This window comes from Enterobacter sp. RHBSTW-00994, assembly GCF_013782625.1.
Taxonomy (GTDB): Bacteria; Pseudomonadota; Gammaproteobacteria; order Enterobacterales; family Enterobacteriaceae; genus Enterobacter.
In genome coordinates this window covers 446411-466100 of the sequence record NZ_CP056199.1, presented here as the reverse complement: position 1 = coordinate 466100, position 19690 = coordinate 446411, and the positions used below count along the sequence as shown (strand labels likewise).

The window sequence follows — 19690 nt, the reverse complement described above, 5'->3', positions numbered from 1 at the left end:
TTGGCGCTCACCCGGCACGTTACGCCGCACGATCGTCCCGATTAACCAACACCTTCGGCGTATTCACCTCAATCCAGTCCGCCAGGGCAGCAACTTTCTCACTCACCTCATCCCCCAGCGGCGTCAGGCTATACTCCACATGCGGGGGAACAACCGGATAAGAGACGCGGTCGATAAACCCGTCCTGCTCCAGCGCCTGTAACGATTGAGCCAGCATCTTCTCGCTGACCCCGCCCATTTTACGGCGCAGATCGCTGAAACGGTGTGTTCCCTGGCGCAACGCGACCAGGATCAATACCCCCCAGCGGCTGGTGACGTGTTTAAGCACTTCGCGAGAGGGACACTGCTCCGCAAACAGATTCCCGTCCCGCATTTGCTCGCTGAGTGTCGGAATAGACGTTTTCATACTTACCTTTTTGTACGTACTTACTAAAAGTTAGTTATGGTGATAGTGTGCCACAACACAAGACAAACACGAAGGAGATTCCTCATGATCGCAATCACCGGCGCTACTGGCCAGCTTGGCCATCTCGTTATTGAAAACCTGCGGAAAACCGTTCCGGCAAACCAGATTGTGGCCATTGTGCGTAACCCGGCAAAAGCCGACGCACTGAGCCAGCAAGGCATTGTCGTTCGCCAGGCCGATTACACCGACGAGGCTGCCTTCACTCAGGCGCTGAAAGGTGTGGATAAACTGCTGCTGATCTCGTCCAGCGAAGTCGGCCAACGCGCGGTACAGCATCAAAATGTCATTAATGCGGCCAAAGCGGCAGGCGTGAAATTCATCGCGTATACCAGCCTGCTTCATGCAGACCAATCACCGCTCGGCCTGCACGTTGAACACGTTGCCACCGAGAAAGCACTGGCCGGATCTGGCGTACCTTATGCCCTGCTGCGTAATGGCTGGTATACCGAAAACTATCTGGCAAGCGCACCGCCAGCCCTGGAACACGGCGTGTTTATCGGCGCTGCTGGGGAAGGCAAAATTGCATCAGCCCCCCGTGCCGACTATGCCGCAGCGGCAGCCAAAGTTGTTTCTGAAGAGGGACATGCAGGAAAGGTATATGAGCTGGCCGGTGATGCGGCATGGACATTAAGCCAACTGGCTGCGGAGCTGAGCAAACAGAGTGGTAAAAACGTGGTGTATCAGAACCTGAGTGAAGCCGATTTTGCCGCGGCACTGAAGGGGGTTGGCCTGCCTGCGGGTCTGGCTGATATGCTGGCAGACTCTGATACTGGCGCGTCTAAAGGAGGGTTGTTCGACGATAGCCATACGCTGAGCAAACTGATTGGTCGCCCAACGACGCCGCTCGCTGAGAGCGTCAAAGGTATCCTGTAGTTGTTACAAACTGGTTATTTTTTGTGGCATCCCCACGGGTCATCTCTGATAATGAAGAGATGACCCAAAAGGAGGCTCAACGTGCAAGGCGTACCTGAACAGTTCATTGATGAAAGAGACAGCGCCCGCTTTCGCCATCTGGCGCAGGTTCCGGGTGTTGAACTGTATCATGCACACATCTCACGTTACGCCTTTGAGCCTCACACTCATGAAGCCTTCGGCATCGGCGCGATTGAAGCCGGAGCCGAGCGTTTTCGCTACCGCGGCACGCAATACGTCGCCCCGGTGAATTCGGTTGTCACCATGAACCCGGACGAGCTTCACACCGGCGAAGCTGAAACCGCCGACGGCTGGCGCTACCGGATGGTGTATCTCGATCCTGATTTACTGGAAGAGGTCACTGGCCTTCGTCACTGGTGGTTTAGTGATGTCACGCGCCATGACCCACTGCGCTCGCAGCAGATCTGTCAGCTTATTTATGGCCTGTGGCATACGGATGATCCGCTGGCGCAAAAAGGGTTGCTGCTGGACTTAATCGAGACATTCCAACCGCTGGCGCACCATGCGCCCATGATTCGGGAAGGGGCACACCGTTTTGAACGAGCGAGGGAGTATCTGCACGACAACTATATGCACGCGCTCACACTGGATGAACTGGCAAACGTCGTGTCGTTGAGTCCATACCATTTCCAGCGCCAGTTCAAAGCGCATTTCCATGTCACGCCTCATCAAATGCTGATGGCAATCCGCCTCTGGCGTGCAAAGGCCTTCCTCACTCACGGTATGCCTGCGGCAGAAGTGGCCGCAGCAACCGGGCTAACCGATCAGTCGCATTTGACCCGGGCTTTCACCCGCCGCTACGGCATCACGCCCGTTCGCTACCAGAAACAGGTCGCCAGGCGCTAATGCGCAATCTCATACAATACGCGCACATTGCCTCTTCCTACACTGGCGGTATCTGAATGAGTGTGGACAGAAAAAATGATTAGCGGCGTGTTGTATGCCCTGCTTGCAGGTTTGATGTGGGGATTAATTTTTGTGGGTCCATTGATTGTGCCAGAGTACCCGGCCGTACTGCAGTCAATGGGCCGCTATCTGGCGCTGGGGCTGATCGCCCTTCCTCTTGCCTGGCTGGGTCGCAGACGTTTGCAACAGCTTAGCCGCCAGGACTGGATAACCGCTTTGGCATTAACCATGATGGGCAATCTCATCTATTACGTCTGCCTGGCAAGCGCCATTCAGCGTACAGGCGCTCCGGTTTCGACCATGATTATCGGCACATTGCCCGTCGTGATCCCGGTCTTTGCAAACCTGCTTTACAGCCACCGCGACGGCAAACTGGCATGGTCAAAAATGGCTCCGGCTCTGGTTTGTATTGCGGTGGGGCTGATTTGTGTCAATGTCGCGGAGCTCCGGAATGGGCAGGAAAACGTCAACTGGTGGCGCTACGGTTCTGGCATCTTGCTGGCGCTGATTTCAGTGGTGTGCTGGGCGTGGTATGCCCTGCGCAATGCCCGTTGGCTGCGGGAAAACCCGGACAAACACCCGATGATGTGGGCGACGGCACAGGCGCTGGTTACTCTGCCCGTGTCACTGCTTGGCTACGTGGCTGCCTGTGCATGGCTTGGGGCGCAACAGCCGGAATTTGCCTTACCCTTTGGGCCACGACCGTGGGTCTTTGTCGGCTTAATGGTTGCAATCGCGGTGCTTTGTTCCTGGGTTGGCGCGTTGTGCTGGAATATCGCCAGCCAGAAGCTGCCAACGGTGATCTTAGGGCCGCTGATTGTCTTTGAGACTCTGGCAGGTTTGCTCTATACATTCCTGATGCGCCAGAGCGTTCCGCCATTGTTAACGGCCTGCGGGATCGCATTGCTCGTGGTCGGGGTGGTGGTTGCGGTAAGAGCGAAGCCAGAAAAACCGACGGTTGTTCCGGCTTCGGAAGTGTGACTTTTTTGACGGGCGGTGGCTATGCCTTACCTGGCCTGCGTTGTCATGATTTTGCAGACCCGGTAAGCGCCAGCGCCACCGGGCAAGATGTTAAAACGTTTCCCAGTTTGCTTCAGAAGAGGTTGAAACAGGCTGCGTTTTTGGTACATACGCTTTCACTGGAGCCGCTTTGGCCGCCTGGTTACGGGTGATCTTAAACACCGCTACCGCTTCGTTCAGGCGTGCAGCCTGATCTTCCAGAGCCGCCGCCGCCGCCGCAGACTCTTCCACCAGCGAGGCGTTTTGCTGAGTGACGCGATCCATCTCAGCCACTGCCTGCCCAACCTGATCGATACCACGGCTTTGTTCGTCAGAGGCTGACGCGATTTCACCCATAATATCGGTGACGCGCGTTACCGCGTTCACGATTTCTGCCATCGTTTCCCCTGCTTCATTCACCAGTTGCGAGCCCGCATTTACGCGATCGCCGGAGTCATCAATCAGCGCTTTAATCTCTTTTGCAGCCTGAGCACTACGCTGGGCCAGGGTACGAACTTCACCCGCGACCACCGCAAACCCACGGCCTTGCTCACCAGCACGCGCGGCTTCAACCGCGGCGTTCAGTGCCAGAATATTGGTCTGGAAAGCAATCCCGTCGATCACATTCGTGATCTGCGCAATTTTGCTGGAGCTGGTGGCGATTTCATCCATGGTACGCACCACGCCTTCCACGACGTTACCGCCTTTCTTCGCGGTGGATGACGCATCCAGTGCCAGACGCGAAGCCTGACGCGCGTTGTCGGCGTTTTGCTTCACGGTTGCTGTCAGTTGCTCCATGCTGGCTGCCGTCTCTTCCAGGGATGCCGCCTGCTGCTCGGTACGGGATGAGAGATCGTTGCTACCCGCGGAAATTTCGCCTGCGCCGGTGTAGATCGTATCCGCGCCTTCACGCACCACGCCGACGGTATTCGCCAGTGCGGTTTGCATCTCCTGAACGTTATGCGCCAGCAGAGCCATTTCATTTTTACCACTGGCCTCAATAGGCTGCGTCAAATCACCCGCCGCTATCGCGCGAATATGCCCAATAACATCATGCAGTGGCAGCAGAAGGACACGACGCATCGCAACCCAACTGGAAATAATGATCGCCATGACCGCCAGCATCACGGCGGAGAGGATCCACAGAATGCGTTTGTAATCGCTCTCGTTATCCTTAATACCTTTATCGGTCAGCATTGTCTGCGCGTGACGCCATTCACGATAGACTTTCTGCATCGCCGTTTGTTTTTGCTCAGCATTTTGCTTGAACATATCTTCCAGGTTGCCCTGTGACAGCAGAACATTCATTTGAGTCAGCGTCGCGGAGTAGATGCGATATTGCTCTTCAAGTTGTTTGCTAAGGTCGTCATCCAGACCGGGAGTATTGGGCAGCGCGTAGTATTTGTCGTAATGGTCTTGCGCCTCTGCCAGCAGGTTTTTCGCTGTCGCAACCAGCTCAGCCAGTTGTCCACCGTTGATCTGTGTTGCGACGCTGCTTTGCAGACGAAGCATGCCGCGGTTCAGGGTGACACGCGCCTGATTCAGGCTGATCCATGCATCAGTAAACTCCGCTACGTTCTTGCTGGACACCTGAGACACGGTGAAGTTGTCTTTGTCGTTATTGAGGGCATTGATAAAAATAGCCGCAGAGAGCAGTTGCATGATGCCGAGCACAAGCAGCACCGAGACCAGGAGGGTAATCACTTTTATACGTTTAAACATTCGTCGCCTTTTTTATATGCAGGATATTGTCTGACGTGTATCTATCGGCAGGCGCAGCGGGTTGTTTAACGTCCCCCCACCTTTCAAAACTTTCGAAAGGGGATTTTCTAAAGCCATTCAGCGAGTTAAACCTTAAGATTTTTTTGTGATCTAGCTCCCATTTTCTTGTTTGCCCCTAAAGGGTTATAGTATCGCCTTAAAGATGTATTTAAAATACATCTTATATTATTAATGACGAGGTAACTGCTATGGCCTTTCGCGACCAACCTTTAGGTGAGCTGGCGCTCTCTATCCCGCGCGCTTCCGCACTGTTTCGTAAATACGATATGGATTACTGCTGCGGCGGTAAGCAAACTCTGGCGCGTGCAGCCTCACGCAAAGAGCTGGATGTTGATGCCATAGAAGCTGAGCTGGCAACATTAGCAGAGCAGCCTGTCGAGAAAGACTGGCGCGCCGTTGCGCTGGCTGAAATCATCGATCACATCATTGTGCGTTACCACGATCGCCACCGCGAACAACTACCGGAACTGATCCTGCAAGCAACCAAAGTTGAACGTGTTCACGCCGACAAAGCCTCCGTTCCGCGCGGTCTGGCAAAATACCTGACCATGCTGCACGAAGAGCTGTCCAGCCACATGATGAAAGAGGAACAGATCCTGTTCCCGATGATTAAACAAGGCATGGGCAGCCAGGCAATGGGTCCGATCAGTGTGATGGAAAGTGAACACGACGATGCGGGTGAACTGCTGGAAGTGATCAAACACACCACGAACAACGTTACACCGCCACCTGAAGCATGCACCACCTGGAAAGCGATGTATAACGGCATCAATGAACTGATCGACGACCTGATGGAACACATCAGTCTTGAGAACAATGTTCTGTTCCCGCGTGCCCTCGCTGGTGAATAAAAAAAGACGCCCAGGAGCGTCTTCATAAAGTTCGAATTCGGCCACAGCATACGTGGCCTTTTTTGTTAGCGCATTCCCGCCATACGTTTCTTACCGATAAACAACCAGCCCAGACCCAGTGCGATGAACCACAGTGGCGTCACGATCAGTGCCTGACGGGTGTCATCTTCCAGCGTCAGCAGTACCAGTACGAAGACAAAGAATGCCATGCACACCCAGCACATCAGTTTGCCGAGCGGCATCTTGTAGATGGATTTTTCATGCAGGTGCGGACGCTGTTTGCGGTACACCAGGTACGAGCACAGGATGATGGTCCAGACGAACATGAACAGGATTGCAGAAACCGTTGTAATCATGGTGAACGCACCAATCACACTTGGGTTAACGTAGAGCATCACCACACCACCCAGCAGGCAGATACAGGAGAATGTCAGCCCTTTCGCAGGTACAGCACGCTTAGAAAGCTTCGCAAACGCGCTCGGCGCAACACCTTCCTGCGCCAGACCGAACAGCATACGGCTCGTCGAGAACACGCCACTGTTCGCGGAAGAGGCCGCCGAGGTCAGTACCACAAAGTTAATCAGGCTCGCCGCAGCAGGCAGCCCCACCAGCACAAACAGCTCAACAAACGGGCTCTTGGTAGGAACAACCGAGCTCCACGGTGTGACCGACATTATGATGATCAGCGCAAACACGTAGAACATGATGATACGAATCGGAATCGAGTTGATGGCACGTGGCAGGGACTTCTCCGGATCTTTGGTTTCCGCTGCTGTCGTCCCGACCAGTTCAATACCCACGAAGGCAAATACCGCAATCTGGAAGCCTGCGAAGAAACCACTCAGCCCTTTCGGGAACCAACCGCCCTCATTCCAGAGGTGCGTGAAGGATGCTTCAACCCCATTTGGTGACTGGAAATGGGTGAGAACCATCACCAGACCTACAACGATGAGTCCAACGATGGCCACAATTTTAATCATCGCAAACCAGAACTCCATCTCACCAAACATTTTTACGGTGGCGAGGTTCAGGCTCAGTAGCAGGATGATCACCGCAAGCGAGGCCACCCAGTCTGACAAACCGGGGAACCAGAACTGTGCATAAGCGGTAATCGCCACGACGTCAGCCATACCGGTAACAACCCAGCAGAACCAGTATGTCCAGCCGGTGAAATAGCCTGCCCAGGGCCCGAGCAAATCAGAGGCGAAATCGCTGAAGGATTTGTATTCGAGATTCGAGAGCAGCAATTCACCCATTGCTCGCATCACGAAAAAGAGCATAAAACCGATGATCATATAAACGAATATGATCGACGGCCCGGCAAGACTGATCGTTTTACCTGACCCCATAAACAGCCCTGTGCCAATAGCACCGCCGATGGCGATAAGCTGAATATGACGGTTTGTAAGATTGCGCCGTAGCGACTGTTCAGACGAAGCCTCTTCAGCGGCAACGACTTTTACCTGATCTACCATGTGATATTTTCCTGTTTGTGCCTGTCTGTGTTGTTAAGGCTCTTCTGGCCTTTAAATACGTCAAAAAGTGACGGTCCCTTATAAAAGGACTCATCGATATTAGGTAAGAATCGGCGGGATGAATACTATGATTTGGATATTATGTTAATAATATGTTTAAAGTGAGTGTCATATCACTCATACAACGCGAAACAGCTCACAAAAATACACGCAACAGTTTCGTTTGCAAGATAAAATGTTGATTCTGTCGTAACTATAGGTTTTATCACTATTTTCCTCTCCCCTAACGGAGAGAGGAAATAAGAAAAGCCGATTACAGGATTTCCAGTAATTCGACTTCAAAGACCAGAGTGCTGAATGGAGGAATGGACGCGCCAGCGCCACGTTCGCCATACGCCAGGTTCTGCGGGATGGTCAGTTCCCATTTAGAGCCAACTGGCATCAGGGTCAATGCTTCGATCCAGCCTGCAATGACGCCGTTAACCGGGAATTCAGCTGGTTCGCCGCGCGCAACAGAACTGTCGAATACAGTACCGTCGATCAGCTTACCGGTGTAGTGAACACGTACGTGGTCGGTACGTGCCGGAATAGCGCCTTCACCCTGGGTGATCACACGGAACTGCAGCCCAGACTCGGTGCTGCTCACGCCTTCACGCTCACGGTTTTCTTCCAGGAATTTCACACCTTCAGCTGCCATTTCTTCGAAACGAGCACGACGAACGGTGTCTGCACGTTCATGGATTTCGCGCAACGCACGGTGAACAACATCAACCGGAACGGCCGGGTGTTTGCCTTCCAGCGCATCAGCGATACCCGCCACCAGAGCTTCAGGTAACAGTCCTTCCAGGCCGGATTCGCTCAGTTGCTGTCCTACCTGCAAGCCGATACCGTAGCTTGCCTGCGCTTCGATAGTGTCAAAAGTCGGGGTGGTCATGGGTTTTCCTTCCATCACATTTAAAGTAGCGGGCAGCATATCAGCCATGCCCTTATGGGTAAAACTTTGTCTTAAGTAAAGGTGACAAACTGCGGCGAAACAGAAACAATAGAGCGGACCAGGATTAATCCCGAACTGATGTCACGGAAGTCGTCTTTGCTACGCCGTTCAGGCAGTTAGCAAACTATACTTCGGAACACAGGATAAAAAAGACGCGGAGCAGGAGGAGAGCCATGCCCGGGCGATTTGAACTGAAACCTACCCTGGCGAAAATCTGGCATGCGCCGGACAATTTTCGCATCATGGACCCTCTGCCGCCCCTGCACCGCAGAGGCATTATTATTGGGGCACTGCTGCTGATTATTGGCTTCCTGCTACCGTCTGGCGACGACGGCGATACCACGCCAGTCACGCGGAATGCACAACTGGACCTCCAGTCGCAAACGCGACCACAGCCTGACGCCCAGCCAATGCAGACTCAACTGGTCACACCGTCTAACGATCCTGGCCAGGTCGCTCCCGTTGAACCAGAACCTGTGCAGGAAGAGCAGCCACAGGAACAGACCACGGTTTCCACACCGCCGCCACAACATCAGACAGGTATTGAGCAGCAGTGGCGCTCATACCGGGTTGAACCAGGAAAAACACTGGCACAGCTGTTCCGTGACCACAGCCTACCACCGACAGATGTCTATGCTATGGCGCAGGTAGAAGGCGCAGGTAAACCGCTCAGCAATTTGCAAAACGGTCAGATGGTGCAAATTCGACAGAATGCCAGTGGCGTCGTCACGGGCCTGACCATTGATACTGGCAATGGGCAGCAGGTACTCTTCACGCGCCAGAATGATGGCAGTTTCATTCGCGTAAGATAACGCGCAGCGGGTTATTGCGCCTCCAGAAGCCAGCTGAGAATGGTATCTTTGATCACCCTTCTTCTGGCTTCCAGTGCTTCTACTGATGTCATACTCATATGGTAGACAAGCCCGAGGGTGTGCTGGTTGATCAGATAATATGCCCCCAGAGCAGCAATACTGATATTCACCTGCAAGGGATCAATATCCCGTTTAAAAAGGTTTTTTTTCTTCCCTTCTTCCAACAGATTTGCCATTAGCTGAAGATGGGCGTGATTGATTTCCGGCAATCGCGCTGACTTTTTGTAATGCTCACCTTTGCTTTGATTTTCGCTATTTACTATTTTCAAAAACCAGGGATTTTCGATGTAGTAATCCCAGGTAAAATCTATCAGCTTTTCTATTGCAGCCACGGGTGACAGCCCCGTCGTGTCCAGTGCCTTTTCCCTTTGCCGAATATCATTCCAGGTAAACTCCAACACTTCGATAAACAAATTCTCTTTGTTACCAAAATGGTGATAAACGGTCTGTTTGCTGCAACCTGCCGCTTTCACAATATTATCGACCCTGGCCCCTTCGTAACCGTATTCAGCAAATTCATTGACCGCACACAGCAGAAGTTTCTCTTTCAGACTTTGCGTGCTGCTGGTATCGAAATACATGTCACCTCCCTCACTCAATTCAATCTCATCATCATAACCCTATTTAAATTCCGCTTCACAGAAAAGAAATATGATTATTAATCAATGCATTAAAAATAATAAGGTGATCATAACCACAAATCAACCAACCAGATGGTTGATCTAATTATGATCTAATAGCATCTTATAATTACACCAGAAACCATTTTCCTAATGAGGTTAATTATGTCTTTCAACAAACCCGTTGCCATCATCACTGGCGCGGCACGCGGCATAGGTAAAAGCTGTGCCATTGAACTGGCACGAGCAGGATTCAATCTGTTGATTAATGACAGGCCTGATGATGTAAGCATCGGGAAACTCAATGAAACACGCGAAGCCTGTCAATGCGAAGGGGCTGAGGTTCTCTGTTTCCCGGCAGATATTGCAGATCTGACACGCCATGAGGAGATGCTGGACGCCGCGCAGCATCGCTGGGGACGCCTGGACTGCCTGCTGAATAACGCAGGGATCTCAGTGAAAAAACGCGGAGACATCCTTGATATGCAGCCCGACAGCTTCGATGAAAATATCAGCGTTAACACGCGCGCACCTTTCTTCCTCAGCCAGTCTTTCAGTAAACGCCTGCTGGCAAAACCGGCTCACGACGCACAGCACAGGTCGATTATTTTTGTCAGCTCTATCAATGCAGTGATGCTGGCGATGAATCGTGGGGAATACACCATGGCAAAAACCGCCGTTTCTGCCGCTGCGCGCCTGTTTGCCGCTCGATTAATTAGCGATCAAATCGGCGTCTATGAAATCCGCCCCGGTCTTATCAAAACCGACATGACTCTCCCGGCAACCGCCTACTACGATGAACTGATCGCCAACGGGCTTGTGCCGCAAGGACGCTGGGGCTTTCCCGAAGATATCGCCTCCACCGTTCGTGCAATGGCAGAAGGTAAGCTGATTTATACCTGTGGGCAGGCGGTCGCCATTGATGGTGGACTCAGCATGCAACGCTTCTGAGGACAGATGATGAGAGATCTTCAGTACAACCCTGGCCTCTACAGCATCAATACCGCGACACTCGGGTTTAATACCTCACTGCCCACCATTATTGATGCCTGCGCTGCCAGAGGTATTGGTGCAATCGCCCCCTGGCGGCGTGAGATTAAGCCGGGAGAACATCACAACATCGCCCGACAGCTTGCCGCGAATAATATCCACGTTTCCGGCTATTGCCGTAGCACTTATTACACAGCCGCCACCCAGGCTGAGAGAAATAAGGCTGTAGATGACAACCGTCGGGCACTGGATGACGCAGCCATTCTCAACGCTGCCTGCTATATGCAAGTCGTCGGCGGCCTTGCGCAAGGGAGCAAGAATCTTCATGAAGCCAGAGAGCAGGTGAAAGCGGGGATTCGGCAGCTATTACCTCACTCTCGTGAGGTCGGCGTACCGATTGCGCTGGAGCCACTGCATCCCATGACGGCGGCTGATCGCTCATGTCTCTGTTCACTCCGCCAGGCACTCGATTGGTGTGACGAACTGGATCCCGATGGTGAATTCGGGCTGGGTGTCGCTGTAGATGTTTACCATCTCTGGTGGGACCCGGATCTTGCCAGTCAAATTCAGCGCGCCGGACGACGCATTCTCGCCTTTCACGTTTCTGACTGGCTTATCTCCACCACAGATCTGGTCAATGACCGGGGAATGCCGGGCGACGGTGTTATTGAAATCCAGTCGATTCGCCACCTGGTTGAAAACGCAGGTTATCGTGGCGCTGTCGAGCTGGAAATCTTCTCTACTTACTGGTGGCAACAAGACCTGAACCGCACGCTGGATATTAGCGTCGATCGCATCGCTCATTTTTGCTGAGGAATTACCATGAAAAAGCAACCTGTTCTGCTCAGCAGAGCAGCGGCCTCCTGCCGCCTGACGCTGAACCGGGAAGACAAATGCCATGCCATTAACGAGGAGATGATCGAGTGTCTCGACCGCTTGCTAATCGATATCGAACAAGATGAATCATTACGCCTGGTCGAACTGACCGCCACAGGCGATAAATTTTTCTGTGCAGGTGGTGATATCAAATCCTGGTCTGCTTATTCACCGCTGGATATGGGGAGAAAGTGGATTAAACGTGGGAATGAAGTCTTCGACCGGCTACGCAATTTACCTCAGTTAACGCTCGCTAACATTAATGGTCATGCCATTGGCGGTGGCCTCGAACTGGCGCTGTGCTGCGATATTCGAATTGCACGCCCAACGGCCAAGTTTTCCTCACCAGAGGTGATGCTAGGCATGGTTCCCGGCTGGATGGGTATTGAACGTCTGCTTGCACAGGTCGGCCCTGCGCTAAGCCGCGAAATGCTGCTGCTGGGGAAAAGGCTCACAGCAGAACAGGCCTGCACAGCCCAGCTCATCAATGCCGTGGTTGAAAATGACCTTGCTGAGGGCTGGATTACCGAGCAACTCGCCACGCTGGAAAAATGCGGTCCCGTTGCATTGGCCCACATCAAGCAGTTGATCCTCGCATTAGAGAACAAACATGCCGCGTTACAACACCAGCTATTAGCCGGATTGATGTCCGCCACTCAGGATTGCCAGCAGGCAACCCGCGCCTTTGCTGAAAAAGGTGACGTTCACTTCAGTAACCACTAGAGAGAAATGACGATGCAGAAATTAGCAACAGCGCAAGCGCTGGTCGCGACTATCCACGACGGTGCAACCATCGCTATCAGTGGTAACGGCGGCGGGATGGTAGAAGCAGACCATCTGCTGGAAGCACTGGAGGCACGCTTCCTCGAAACAGGTCATCCTCGCGACCTGACGCTGGTTCACTCACTAGGTATTGGCGATCGAGACAGGAAAGGAAGTAACCGTTTCGCCCATGCCGGCATGCTCCGGCGAGTGATTGCCGGACACTTTACCTGGTCTCCCAAAATGCAGGAACTGGTTCGCAAGGAAGAGATCGAGGCCTACTGTTTTCCTGGAGGCGTCATTCAGGCATTGCTCCGGGAAATTGGCGCGGGCCGCCCAGGGCTTTTCACCCATGTAGGGCTGGACTCCTTTGTCGACCCACGTCATGGCGGTGGAAAATCGAACGCCCGAACAACGGATAATCTGGTCGAGATTATTGAGATTGACGGTGAAAAAAAACTCCGCTATCTCCCCTTCAAGGTCGACTACGCCATCATACGTGGAACCTACGCCGATGCGCGCGGCAATGTCAGCCTGGAAGAAGAAGCCATTGATATGGATAGCTACTCAATGGCACTGGCCGCGCACAACTGCGGTGGAAAAGTGTTCGTACAGGTCCGCGATGTACTCGAAACAGGCGCCATCGAGCCACGGCGAGTAAAACTCCCGGGCATTCTGGTTGACGGTATTGTTGAATATCGCGAACAGTCGCAAACCTACCTCGGCGGCTATGACCTGACCATCAGTGGACAGCATCGCCGTCGCTGCTCAACGGACGCCATCGCTCTTCCTGAACATCCTGTACGACGGTTGATCGCTCGTCGTGCCGCTCGTGAGTTGATTCCTGGGGCATCCACCAACTTTGGTTTTGGTATTCCTGGCGGCATTCCCGGTATAGCCCTACGCGAAGGTGTGCCTTACAACAGCCTGTGGTTAAGCGTCGAACAAGGCGTTCATAACGGCATGATGCTGGATGATGCATTCTTTGGTTGCGCACGCAATGCCGATGCCATTCTCTCTTCGCTGGATCAGTTCGAGTTCTATAGCGGCGGTGGGATTGATGTAACGTTCCTTGGCATGGGGGAAATGGATCAGTACGGCAATGTAAATGTCTCACACCTTAATGGAAGTTTAATTGGCCCAGGCGGTTTCCTGGAGATTGCCCAGAATGCCCGTAAAGTGGTCTTCTGCGGCACATTTGATGCCAAAGGAAGTAAGGTTAATGTCACGCCCGATGGCCTCGCTATCCTCCAGCCTGGTCAGGTCCCCAAACTCGTGACGCAGGTGGAGAAAATCACCTTCAGTGGCCAGTACGCCCGGCAAAAAGGGCAAGAAGTTCTGTATATCACGGAACGTGCCGTTTTCCGTCTGGCCGAACAAGGCGTCGAGTTAATTGAGATTGCCCCAGGAATTGAGATAGAGCGCGATATTTTACCCTTCATGGCGTTCCAGCCGCTCATTAACCAACCCCGGCTCATGGATACCGCACTTTTCACGCCAATGGAGGAGAGCATATGAGCAACACGAATGATGCAATCCTTGATGCGCTGACGCATGTCTCCTTTCCAAAAGGGTTTGATCATGCTGAACCTGAGTCAACGCTGACACTTGAAGGGCTCACCTGGCCAGTATGGCATGCTGATGCTCTGGTAGTTGGCAGCGGTGCTGCAGGTTTACGCGCCGCCATTGAGCTAAAACGGCGTAAACAGAAAGTGCTGCTGGCAACAGCAGGTTTGTATATGGGGACATCCGCATGCTCCGGTTCAGATAAACAAACCCTCTTTACCGCGGCAACCGCAGGTAATGGCGATAGCTTTATGAGGCTTGCGGATGCGCTTGCCAGCGGTGGAGCGATGGATCTCGACACAGCGTATGTGGAAGCGGTTGGCTCACTGCACACACTGGGGGGGTTACAATATCTTGGTCTGGAACTTCCGGAAGATCGCTTTGGTGCAATTCTTCGTTATCAGACCGACCACGATGAAGCCGGGCGGGCGACATCCTGTGGGCCACGCACCTCAAGACTGATGGTGAAAGTCCTGCTGGAGGAGGTAAAACGCCTTCATATCCCATTGTTAACCAGCGCTACCGTTATCAAACTGCTCCGCCACAGCGATGACGAGGGAACAGAACGAGTCATCGGCGCAGTTCTGGTGACCAACTCGCGCGCCCATAATGCGTGGGGATTGGCTATCGTCATGACACCTAATGTGGTGCTAGCGACTGGCGGTCCTGGCGAACTCTACCGTGACAGCGTCTATCCGAATAAGTGTTTCGGTTCATTGGGGCTGGCACTGGAAGAGGGGCTGACGCTCGCCAACATTACCGAGAGCCAGTTCGGTATTGGTACTCCGCGCAGTACTTTCCCATGGAATCTTTCCGGCACTTATGTGCAGGTCATCCCTTACATCTACTCCACCGACAATAACGGTTCAGAATACAACTTTCTGGCCGATTACTACCGCACCACTCAGGAGCTGGCATCGAATATCTTCCGTAAAGGGTATCAGTGGCCTTTCCACGCATCACGGATTATGGACTTTGGTTCAAGCTTGCTGGACATGGCCATTGCACACGAGCAGTCGTTAGGCCGAAAAGTGTTTATGGACTTTAACCGTAATCCCGAAGCTGTACCTGGCGATCTCCCTTTTTCACTGGCGCGGGTTGATGAGGACGTTCGAGCCTATCTGGAAAACAATCAGGCATTGAATTCTTTGCCGATTCAGAGGCTTAAACAGATGAATCCGCTTTCCATTTCTCTCTACAAAATGCATGGGCACGATCTGACCAAAAAACCGCTGCAATTTACCATGAACAACCAGCACATGAACGGCGGCATTGAAGTAGATATCTGGGGACAAACTTCCCTGAAAGGCTGCTTTGCCGTGGGTGAAGTTGCAGGTACGCATGGTGTGACACGCCCTGGCGGTGCTGCACTGAATGCCGGACAGGTGTTTGCGGTTCGCCTGGCTCGCTATATTGGCGAAAGCGGCAGCACTCTCATGGGCCAGGTGACAGCAGAGGTAGCGTCGGACTCTCTCCGTGATGTCACAGGGATCATCACTCATGCACTGGCAAATGATACTGGCATGAGTATTCCGATCTTACGCTCACAGCTTCAGGCACGAATGTCCGATCACGCGGGTTTTATCTGTCATCCCGCAAGCACACACCAGGCGGCAGCAAGCGCCAGGATCACCGCAGAGTTTGTCTACCAGAATGGGCTAACCATTAATCATGCCGCCGAAATTGCTGGGTTGTTTATGTGGCGACAAATGGCGCTAGCATCCGCAGCGATATTAACCACACTGGACCACTATCTTGCCGGCGGTGGCGGGAGTCGTGGTGCGCGCATTGTCCTTGATAATCAGGGAACATGTCTGCCTCTAACCCGATTAGGGCCAAAAGCATCGTGGCGTTTTCGCCCGGAGAAGGTCAGCGATAAGCAGCATAAGCTAACGGTGACGTTCCAGGATGCTGAATTCATTGTTCGCAGAAAACCACTGCGTAATTTCCCGGATATACATGGTAATTATTTTGAAAAAAACTGGCCGGACTTTTTATCGGGGGAGATATACCGCATCAAAAATTAAATAACTTACCTCAACAATTAAGTCGGTAACATTCGGTGGCAAGGAGTACCCATTTCCGTTACCGCAATAATATTAAATCACACGTTTAATAAATTACCACCGTCATAAATTAAAGGGTTTAATTATGAAAAAAATAAAAAACTACCGATGGCATATGATTGCACTCGTATGTTTTATTACTGTTATTAACTATCTGGATAGAACTGCTTTAGGGATTGCTGCACCTACAATTATGGAAACCACCGGCATAACGAAGGAACACTATTCCTGGATTGTCAGTGCGTTCCAGTTCGCTTATACGTTAGGTCAACCCGTGATGGGCTTCTTTATTGATACCGTCGGTTTAAAACTCAGCTTTGCCATTTGTGCCGCAATCTGGGGGCTCGCGACGATGGGGCATGCGCTTACAGGCAGTTGGCAGGGACTGGCATTTATGCGTGCACTCATGGGTTTCAGTGAAGCCTCCGCCATTCCTGCGGGTGTTAAGACGGCATCAATCTGGTTTCCAGCTAAAGAGCGCGGAATTGCCACTGGTGTATTTAATATGGGGACGTCGCTGGGTGCGATGTTAGCACCGCCATTGATTGCCTGGTGTATTATGTTTCATAGCTGGCAATTTGCGTTTCTGGTCTCAGGTAGTCTGGCGCTAATAGCGGCATTGTTATGGTTCTTTTTATATAAAGACCCCAAAGATGCGTCACGATTATCTAAGGAAGAGCGTGAATATATTGAATCGGGGCAGGAGCAATATTTAAAAACGGATAAAAAAGAAAAAACATCTGTCAAAAATATTCTCAAACAACGTAATTTCTGGGGTATTGGTATTGCCCGTTTTCTGGCTGATCCAGCATGGGGGACAATCAACTTCTGGGTTCCTATATTTTTCGTTGAAACACTTCATTTTAGCTTAAAAGAGATTGCCATGTTCGTCTGGCTGCCTTTCTTACTCGGCGATCTTGGCTGTCTTGCCAGCGGCTTTGTTGCGAAGTTTTTCCATGACCGCGGTATAAACCTGATTAACTCCAGACGCATTACCTTCAGCATTGCGGCTGTCATTATGATGACCATCGGTCTGGTCAGTATCGTCGAAAATCCCTATATCGCGGTGTTACTGATCAGCATCGGCGCATTCTCTCATCAGATGCTTTCCACTGTGGCGGCCACACTGGGTGGTGATCTCTTTAAGAAGGATGAAGTGGCTACCGCCGTTGGCATGGCGGGAGCCTGCGCATGGACAGGGCAGCTAATCTTTAACTTATTCATTGGCGCATTTGTCAGCATTATTGGGTTTGCACCGTTCTTCATTGCACTCGCTTTCTTTGACATTCTTGGCGCACTGGCATTATGGATTCTAATCCGGGAAAACGATGTCGCAAGTGAAGGCAAGCTAGCAGCCTGTTAAAGGATCTCCATGCAGACACTGTAATTCAGTTTATAGTGTCTGCTATTGATTATTTTTCACACTCTTGTTCACCCACCAAATCCCCGAGCAGACCAGCACCAGCGCCACGGCATATTTGATATCCAGAATATTCTCGCCAAGGAAAATAGCGGAAAGGACAGTACCCGCAACAGGTACGACAAAGTTAAACGGAGCAATCATACTGACGCGGTTCACTTTCAGTAGCACGCTCCACAAAGCGAAGGCGACAGATGAAAGAAGCGTCAAATAGCCAAGGATTGCCACAGCGTTGTAGCTGTGTACCTCCAGCGTTCCCCCCGTCATATAGCCCCCCGCCACCAGAACAGCACCACCAATGGCCAGTTGCCAGCCAGTCATGACTGTAGGATCGACCGTCTGGGAGATGCGTTTCCCGTAGAGCGTTGCGGCAGAAAGAATAAACGCCGCAAGAACCACAAATCCATCCCCCTTCCAGACAAACCTGAACTCACTCAACCCACTGTGGAAGTTCACCAGCATGACCCCCACAAATCCCAGGATACAACCCAGCGCTTTGTTATAGCTGAGCTTGTCATTGTGGTAGATAAAGTGCGCCAGCAGCACGCTGAAGAATGTTCCTGTGGCATTCATAATCGAGCCATTGACGCCCGTTGTATAAGCCAGCCCGATATAAAAGAAGGTGTACTGGATTGTTGTTTGTGTCACGCCGAGGATCGTGAGTTGACCGAACTGTGAGACCGTTAGTCTGGCGATGGGTTTGCGCTGTACGAGTGCAAAGAGCAACAATAATCCCCCTGCGAAAAGAAAGCGGTATCCGGCAAAAACCACTTTTGATGGAATGTCATCCGTCGCGATATGAAAGAGTTCATAGCCACTTTTTATCGCCGGGTAAGAGCTTCCCCAAAGCAGACAACAGAGCGTAGCGCAGGCATAAGCCACATTTTTACGGGCAAAGACAGGCGTGGGTAGAGCGGTATCCATGGCAAATCTCAAAGATAAAATTGCGTTTCAATTTATTATCAAAGAATGCGCCAGGAATAGCTACCATACAAGAAGAAAAGAAGGTTTCTGGGAGCGCTGAAAAGCAAAACGCCGACACAAGGCCGGCGCTTCGACGTGAGCAGAGTGAAAATTACTCAGCTACAACGTTAACAACCAGTTTCGCGAATACTTCGCTGTGAACCTGGAAGTCCACTTCGTGCTCACCAGTGGTACGCAGAACGCCGTTCGGCAGACGAACTTCGCTCTTAGCCACGTTAACGCCAGCTGCAGTTACAGCGTCAGCGATATCGCGAGTACCAATGGAACCGAACAGTTTACCTTCGTCGCCAGATTTAGACGCGATGGTAACAGAGCCCAGTGCACTGATTGCTTCAGCGCGAGCGTTAGCAGCCGCCAGAACGTCAGCCAGTTTGGCTTCCAGTTCAGCACGACGTGCTTCGAAAAACTCTACGTTTTTCTTGGTAGCAGGAACAGCTTTACCCTGTGGTACCAGGAAGTTACGAGCGTAGCCCGCTTTAACGTTTACCTGATCACCCAGGCTACCCAGGTTTGCTACTTTATCAAGCAGAATAACTTGCATTACCTTATCCTCTTAAAGTCGTTAATAGACAGCGGCCGATTACTGATGACGATCGGTATACGGCAGCAGGGACAGGTAGCGAGCGCGCTTGATGCAGCGAGCCAGCTGACGCTGGTATTTTGCACGAGTACCGGTAATACGGCTCGGGACAATTTTACCGCTTTCGGTAATGTAGTTTTTCAACGTTGCGATGTCTTTGTAATCAATCTCAACAACGCCTTCCGCGGTGAAACGGCAGAACTTGCGACGACGGAAATAACGTGCCATATGGCTAGTCTCCAGAATCTATCAAATCAATCTGCTCGGCATGCAGAACCATTTTGCTCAGACCGTTCTTTGCCTTGTGGCAAGAAATGAACCCCTGAACAGTTACTGCGCTACCGACCGTTATACTGTGAGTAATGGCCTGGTTTTCGTGTCCGCTAATAATTACGGGCATTTGACACCACGCCTGCCGGTGAAACCCGGCTTCCTCTTGCACAGAACGATGCTCAAGCACGAACTGGCAATGAGGAATTCCTGATGGGCTGACCTTTCGAACGGGGGTCCTGCACACAGTGCCTGACAACACCAGACGGTTGGTCATC

The 19690-nt window shown here is 52.0% G+C and carries 20 protein-coding genes; 11 read left to right on the top strand and 9 right to left on the bottom strand.

Annotated elements, in window-relative coordinates:
* Positions 1–19: 19 nt before the first annotated feature.
* The gene (locus HV346_RS02220; protein WP_181621994.1) at positions 20–406 is read right to left on the bottom strand and encodes a helix-turn-helix domain-containing protein; all 387 of its coding nucleotides are present in this window, start codon (positions 404–406) and stop codon (positions 20–22) included.
* A gap of 84 nt (positions 407–490) precedes the next feature.
* Between HV346_RS02220 and HV346_RS02215 the strand changes: the two genes are divergently transcribed.
* The 3 genes from HV346_RS02215 (at position 491) to HV346_RS02205 (ending at position 3286) form a co-directional block, all read left to right on the top strand.
* Entirely contained in the window at positions 491–1339 is an 849-nt protein-coding gene (locus HV346_RS02215; RefSeq protein WP_181621993.1) for an SDR family oxidoreductase, read from the top strand.
* Positions 1340–1420: 81 nt separating this feature from the next.
* Entirely contained in the window at positions 1421–2245 is an 825-nt protein-coding gene (locus tag HV346_RS02210) for an AraC family transcriptional regulator (RefSeq protein WP_181621992.1), read from the top strand.
* A 75-nt stretch (positions 2246–2320) separates the two neighbouring features.
* Positions 2321–3286 carry a DMT family transporter gene (locus HV346_RS02205; RefSeq protein ID WP_181621991.1) on the top strand — a complete coding sequence of 322 codons (966 nt, stop codon included), beginning with the start codon at positions 2321–2323 and terminating at the stop codon, positions 3284–3286.
* A gap of 90 nt (positions 3287–3376) precedes the next feature.
* Here HV346_RS02205 and HV346_RS02200 read toward each other — a convergent pair whose 3' ends face one another.
* Positions 3377–5026 carry a methyl-accepting chemotaxis protein gene (locus HV346_RS02200; protein WP_181621990.1) on the bottom strand — a complete coding sequence of 550 codons (1650 nt, stop codon included), beginning with the start codon at positions 5024–5026 and terminating at the stop codon, positions 3377–3379.
* Positions 5027–5274: 248 nt separating this feature from the next.
* On the opposite strand from HV346_RS02200, the gene ytfE reads away from it, so the two are divergent.
* Positions 5275–5937, top strand: coding sequence for an iron-sulfur cluster repair protein YtfE (gene ytfE / locus HV346_RS02195; RefSeq protein ID WP_181621989.1), 663 nt, complete (start codon positions 5275–5277; stop codon positions 5935–5937).
* 65 nt (positions 5938–6002) lie between these two features.
* Here the strand turns inward: ytfE and cycA are convergent, their stop codons facing one another.
* On the bottom strand, positions 6003–7412 hold the full coding sequence (gene cycA, locus HV346_RS02190) for a D-serine/D-alanine/glycine transporter (protein ID WP_181621988.1): 1410 nt from the start codon (positions 7410–7412) through the stop codon (positions 6003–6005).
* 313 nt (positions 7413–7725) lie between these two features.
* Positions 7726–8346: an FKBP-type peptidyl-prolyl cis-trans isomerase gene (gene fklB, locus HV346_RS02185; protein WP_181621987.1), complete on the bottom strand. Its 621-nt coding sequence runs from the start codon at positions 8344–8346 to the stop codon at positions 7726–7728.
* Positions 8347–8579: 233 nt separating this feature from the next.
* Between fklB and HV346_RS02180 the strand changes: the two genes are divergently transcribed.
* Positions 8580–9218, top strand: a complete 639-nt coding sequence (locus HV346_RS02180) for a LysM-like peptidoglycan-binding domain-containing protein (protein WP_181621986.1) — start codon at positions 8580–8582, stop codon at positions 9216–9218.
* Between the two features lie 11 nt (positions 9219–9229).
* Here the strand turns inward: HV346_RS02180 and HV346_RS02175 are convergent, their stop codons facing one another.
* Positions 9230–9859, bottom strand: coding sequence for a TetR/AcrR family transcriptional regulator (locus HV346_RS02175; protein WP_181621985.1), 630 nt, complete (start codon positions 9857–9859; stop codon positions 9230–9232).
* Between the two features lie 204 nt (positions 9860–10063).
* Here HV346_RS02175 and HV346_RS02170 point away from each other — a divergent pair, with 204 nt between their 5' ends.
* The 6 genes from HV346_RS02170 (at position 10064) to HV346_RS02145 (ending at position 17521) form a co-directional block, all read left to right on the top strand.
* Positions 10064–10849 carry a 3-ketoacyl-ACP reductase gene (locus tag HV346_RS02170; protein ID WP_181621984.1) on the top strand — a complete coding sequence of 262 codons (786 nt, stop codon included), beginning with the start codon at positions 10064–10066 and terminating at the stop codon, positions 10847–10849.
* Positions 10850–10858: 9 nt separating this feature from the next.
* The gene (locus tag HV346_RS02165; protein WP_181623670.1) at positions 10859–11701 is read left to right on the top strand and encodes a sugar phosphate isomerase/epimerase family protein; all 843 of its coding nucleotides are present in this window, start codon (positions 10859–10861) and stop codon (positions 11699–11701) included.
* Positions 11702–11710: 9 nt separating this feature from the next.
* Positions 11711–12487, top strand: coding sequence for an enoyl-CoA hydratase/isomerase family protein (locus tag HV346_RS02160; protein ID WP_181621983.1), 777 nt, complete (start codon positions 11711–11713; stop codon positions 12485–12487).
* Between the two features lie 12 nt (positions 12488–12499).
* The gene (locus HV346_RS02155) at positions 12500–14044 is read left to right on the top strand and encodes a CoA-transferase (protein ID WP_181621982.1); all 1545 of its coding nucleotides are present in this window, start codon (positions 12500–12502) and stop codon (positions 14042–14044) included.
* Positions 14041–16119, top strand: coding sequence for an FAD-binding protein (locus tag HV346_RS02150; RefSeq protein WP_181621981.1), 2079 nt, complete (start codon positions 14041–14043; stop codon positions 16117–16119). Before HV346_RS02155 ends, HV346_RS02150 begins: the two co-directional genes overlap by 4 nt.
* A 124-nt stretch (positions 16120–16243) precedes the next feature.
* Positions 16244–17521, top strand: a complete 1278-nt coding sequence (locus HV346_RS02145) for an MFS transporter (RefSeq protein ID WP_181621980.1) — start codon at positions 16244–16246, stop codon at positions 17519–17521.
* 42 nt (positions 17522–17563) lie between these two features.
* Here the strand turns inward: HV346_RS02145 and HV346_RS02140 are convergent, their stop codons facing one another.
* From HV346_RS02140 to priB, 4 genes are all read right to left on the bottom strand, one after another.
* The gene (locus tag HV346_RS02140; protein ID WP_181621979.1) at positions 17564–18502 is read right to left on the bottom strand and encodes a DMT family transporter; all 939 of its coding nucleotides are present in this window, start codon (positions 18500–18502) and stop codon (positions 17564–17566) included.
* A 151-nt stretch (positions 18503–18653) separates the two neighbouring features.
* Complete coding sequence (rplI, locus tag HV346_RS02135) at positions 18654–19103, bottom strand: 50S ribosomal protein L9 (RefSeq protein WP_181621978.1); 450 nt, start codon at positions 19101–19103, stop codon at positions 18654–18656.
* A gap of 39 nt (positions 19104–19142) precedes the next feature.
* The gene (gene rpsR / locus HV346_RS02130; RefSeq protein ID WP_002210155.1) at positions 19143–19370 is read right to left on the bottom strand and encodes a 30S ribosomal protein S18; all 228 of its coding nucleotides are present in this window, start codon (positions 19368–19370) and stop codon (positions 19143–19145) included.
* A gap of 4 nt (positions 19371–19374) precedes the next feature.
* The gene (gene priB / locus HV346_RS02125; protein WP_181621977.1) at positions 19375–19689 is read right to left on the bottom strand and encodes a primosomal replication protein N; all 315 of its coding nucleotides are present in this window, start codon (positions 19687–19689) and stop codon (positions 19375–19377) included.
* Position 19690 lies beyond the last annotated feature (1 nt).

Coding starts and splice junctions, on each gene's coding strand:
- HV346_RS02170 (WP_181621984.1), top strand. CDS start 10,064: ATGTCTTTCAACAAACCCGTTGCCATCATCACTGGCGCGGCACGCGGC.
- HV346_RS02220 (WP_181621994.1), bottom strand. CDS start 406: ATGAAAACGTCTATTCCGACACTCAGCGAGCAAATGCGGGACGGGAAT.
- HV346_RS02155 (WP_181621982.1), top strand. CDS start 12,500: ATGCAGAAATTAGCAACAGCGCAAGCGCTGGTCGCGACTATCCACGAC.
- HV346_RS02215 (WP_181621993.1), top strand. CDS start 491: ATGATCGCAATCACCGGCGCTACTGGCCAGCTTGGCCATCTCGTTATT.
- HV346_RS02180 (WP_181621986.1), top strand. CDS start 8,580: ATGCCCGGGCGATTTGAACTGAAACCTACCCTGGCGAAAATCTGGCAT.
- HV346_RS02165 (WP_181623670.1), top strand. CDS start 10,859: ATGAGAGATCTTCAGTACAACCCTGGCCTCTACAGCATCAATACCGCG.
- ytfE (WP_181621989.1), top strand. CDS start 5,275: ATGGCCTTTCGCGACCAACCTTTAGGTGAGCTGGCGCTCTCTATCCCG.
- HV346_RS02140 (WP_181621979.1), bottom strand. CDS start 18,502: ATGGATACCGCTCTACCCACGCCTGTCTTTGCCCGTAAAAATGTGGCT.
- HV346_RS02205 (WP_181621991.1), top strand. CDS start 2,321: ATGATTAGCGGCGTGTTGTATGCCCTGCTTGCAGGTTTGATGTGGGGA.
- HV346_RS02145 (WP_181621980.1), top strand. CDS start 16,244: ATGAAAAAAATAAAAAACTACCGATGGCATATGATTGCACTCGTATGT.
- priB (WP_181621977.1), bottom strand. CDS start 19,689: ATGACCAACCGTCTGGTGTTGTCAGGCACTGTGTGCAGGACCCCCGTT.
- HV346_RS02200 (WP_181621990.1), bottom strand. CDS start 5,026: ATGTTTAAACGTATAAAAGTGATTACCCTCCTGGTCTCGGTGCTGCTT.
- HV346_RS02160 (WP_181621983.1), top strand. CDS start 11,711: ATGAAAAAGCAACCTGTTCTGCTCAGCAGAGCAGCGGCCTCCTGCCGC.
- fklB (WP_181621987.1), bottom strand. CDS start 8,346: ATGACCACCCCGACTTTTGACACTATCGAAGCGCAGGCAAGCTACGGT.
- cycA (WP_181621988.1), bottom strand. CDS start 7,412: ATGGTAGATCAGGTAAAAGTCGTTGCCGCTGAAGAGGCTTCGTCTGAA.
- HV346_RS02175 (WP_181621985.1), bottom strand. CDS start 9,859: ATGTATTTCGATACCAGCAGCACGCAAAGTCTGAAAGAGAAACTTCTG.
- HV346_RS02150 (WP_181621981.1), top strand. CDS start 14,041: ATGAGCAACACGAATGATGCAATCCTTGATGCGCTGACGCATGTCTCC.
- rplI (WP_181621978.1), bottom strand. CDS start 19,103: ATGCAAGTTATTCTGCTTGATAAAGTAGCAAACCTGGGTAGCCTGGGT.
- rpsR (WP_002210155.1), bottom strand. CDS start 19,370: ATGGCACGTTATTTCCGTCGTCGCAAGTTCTGCCGTTTCACCGCGGAA.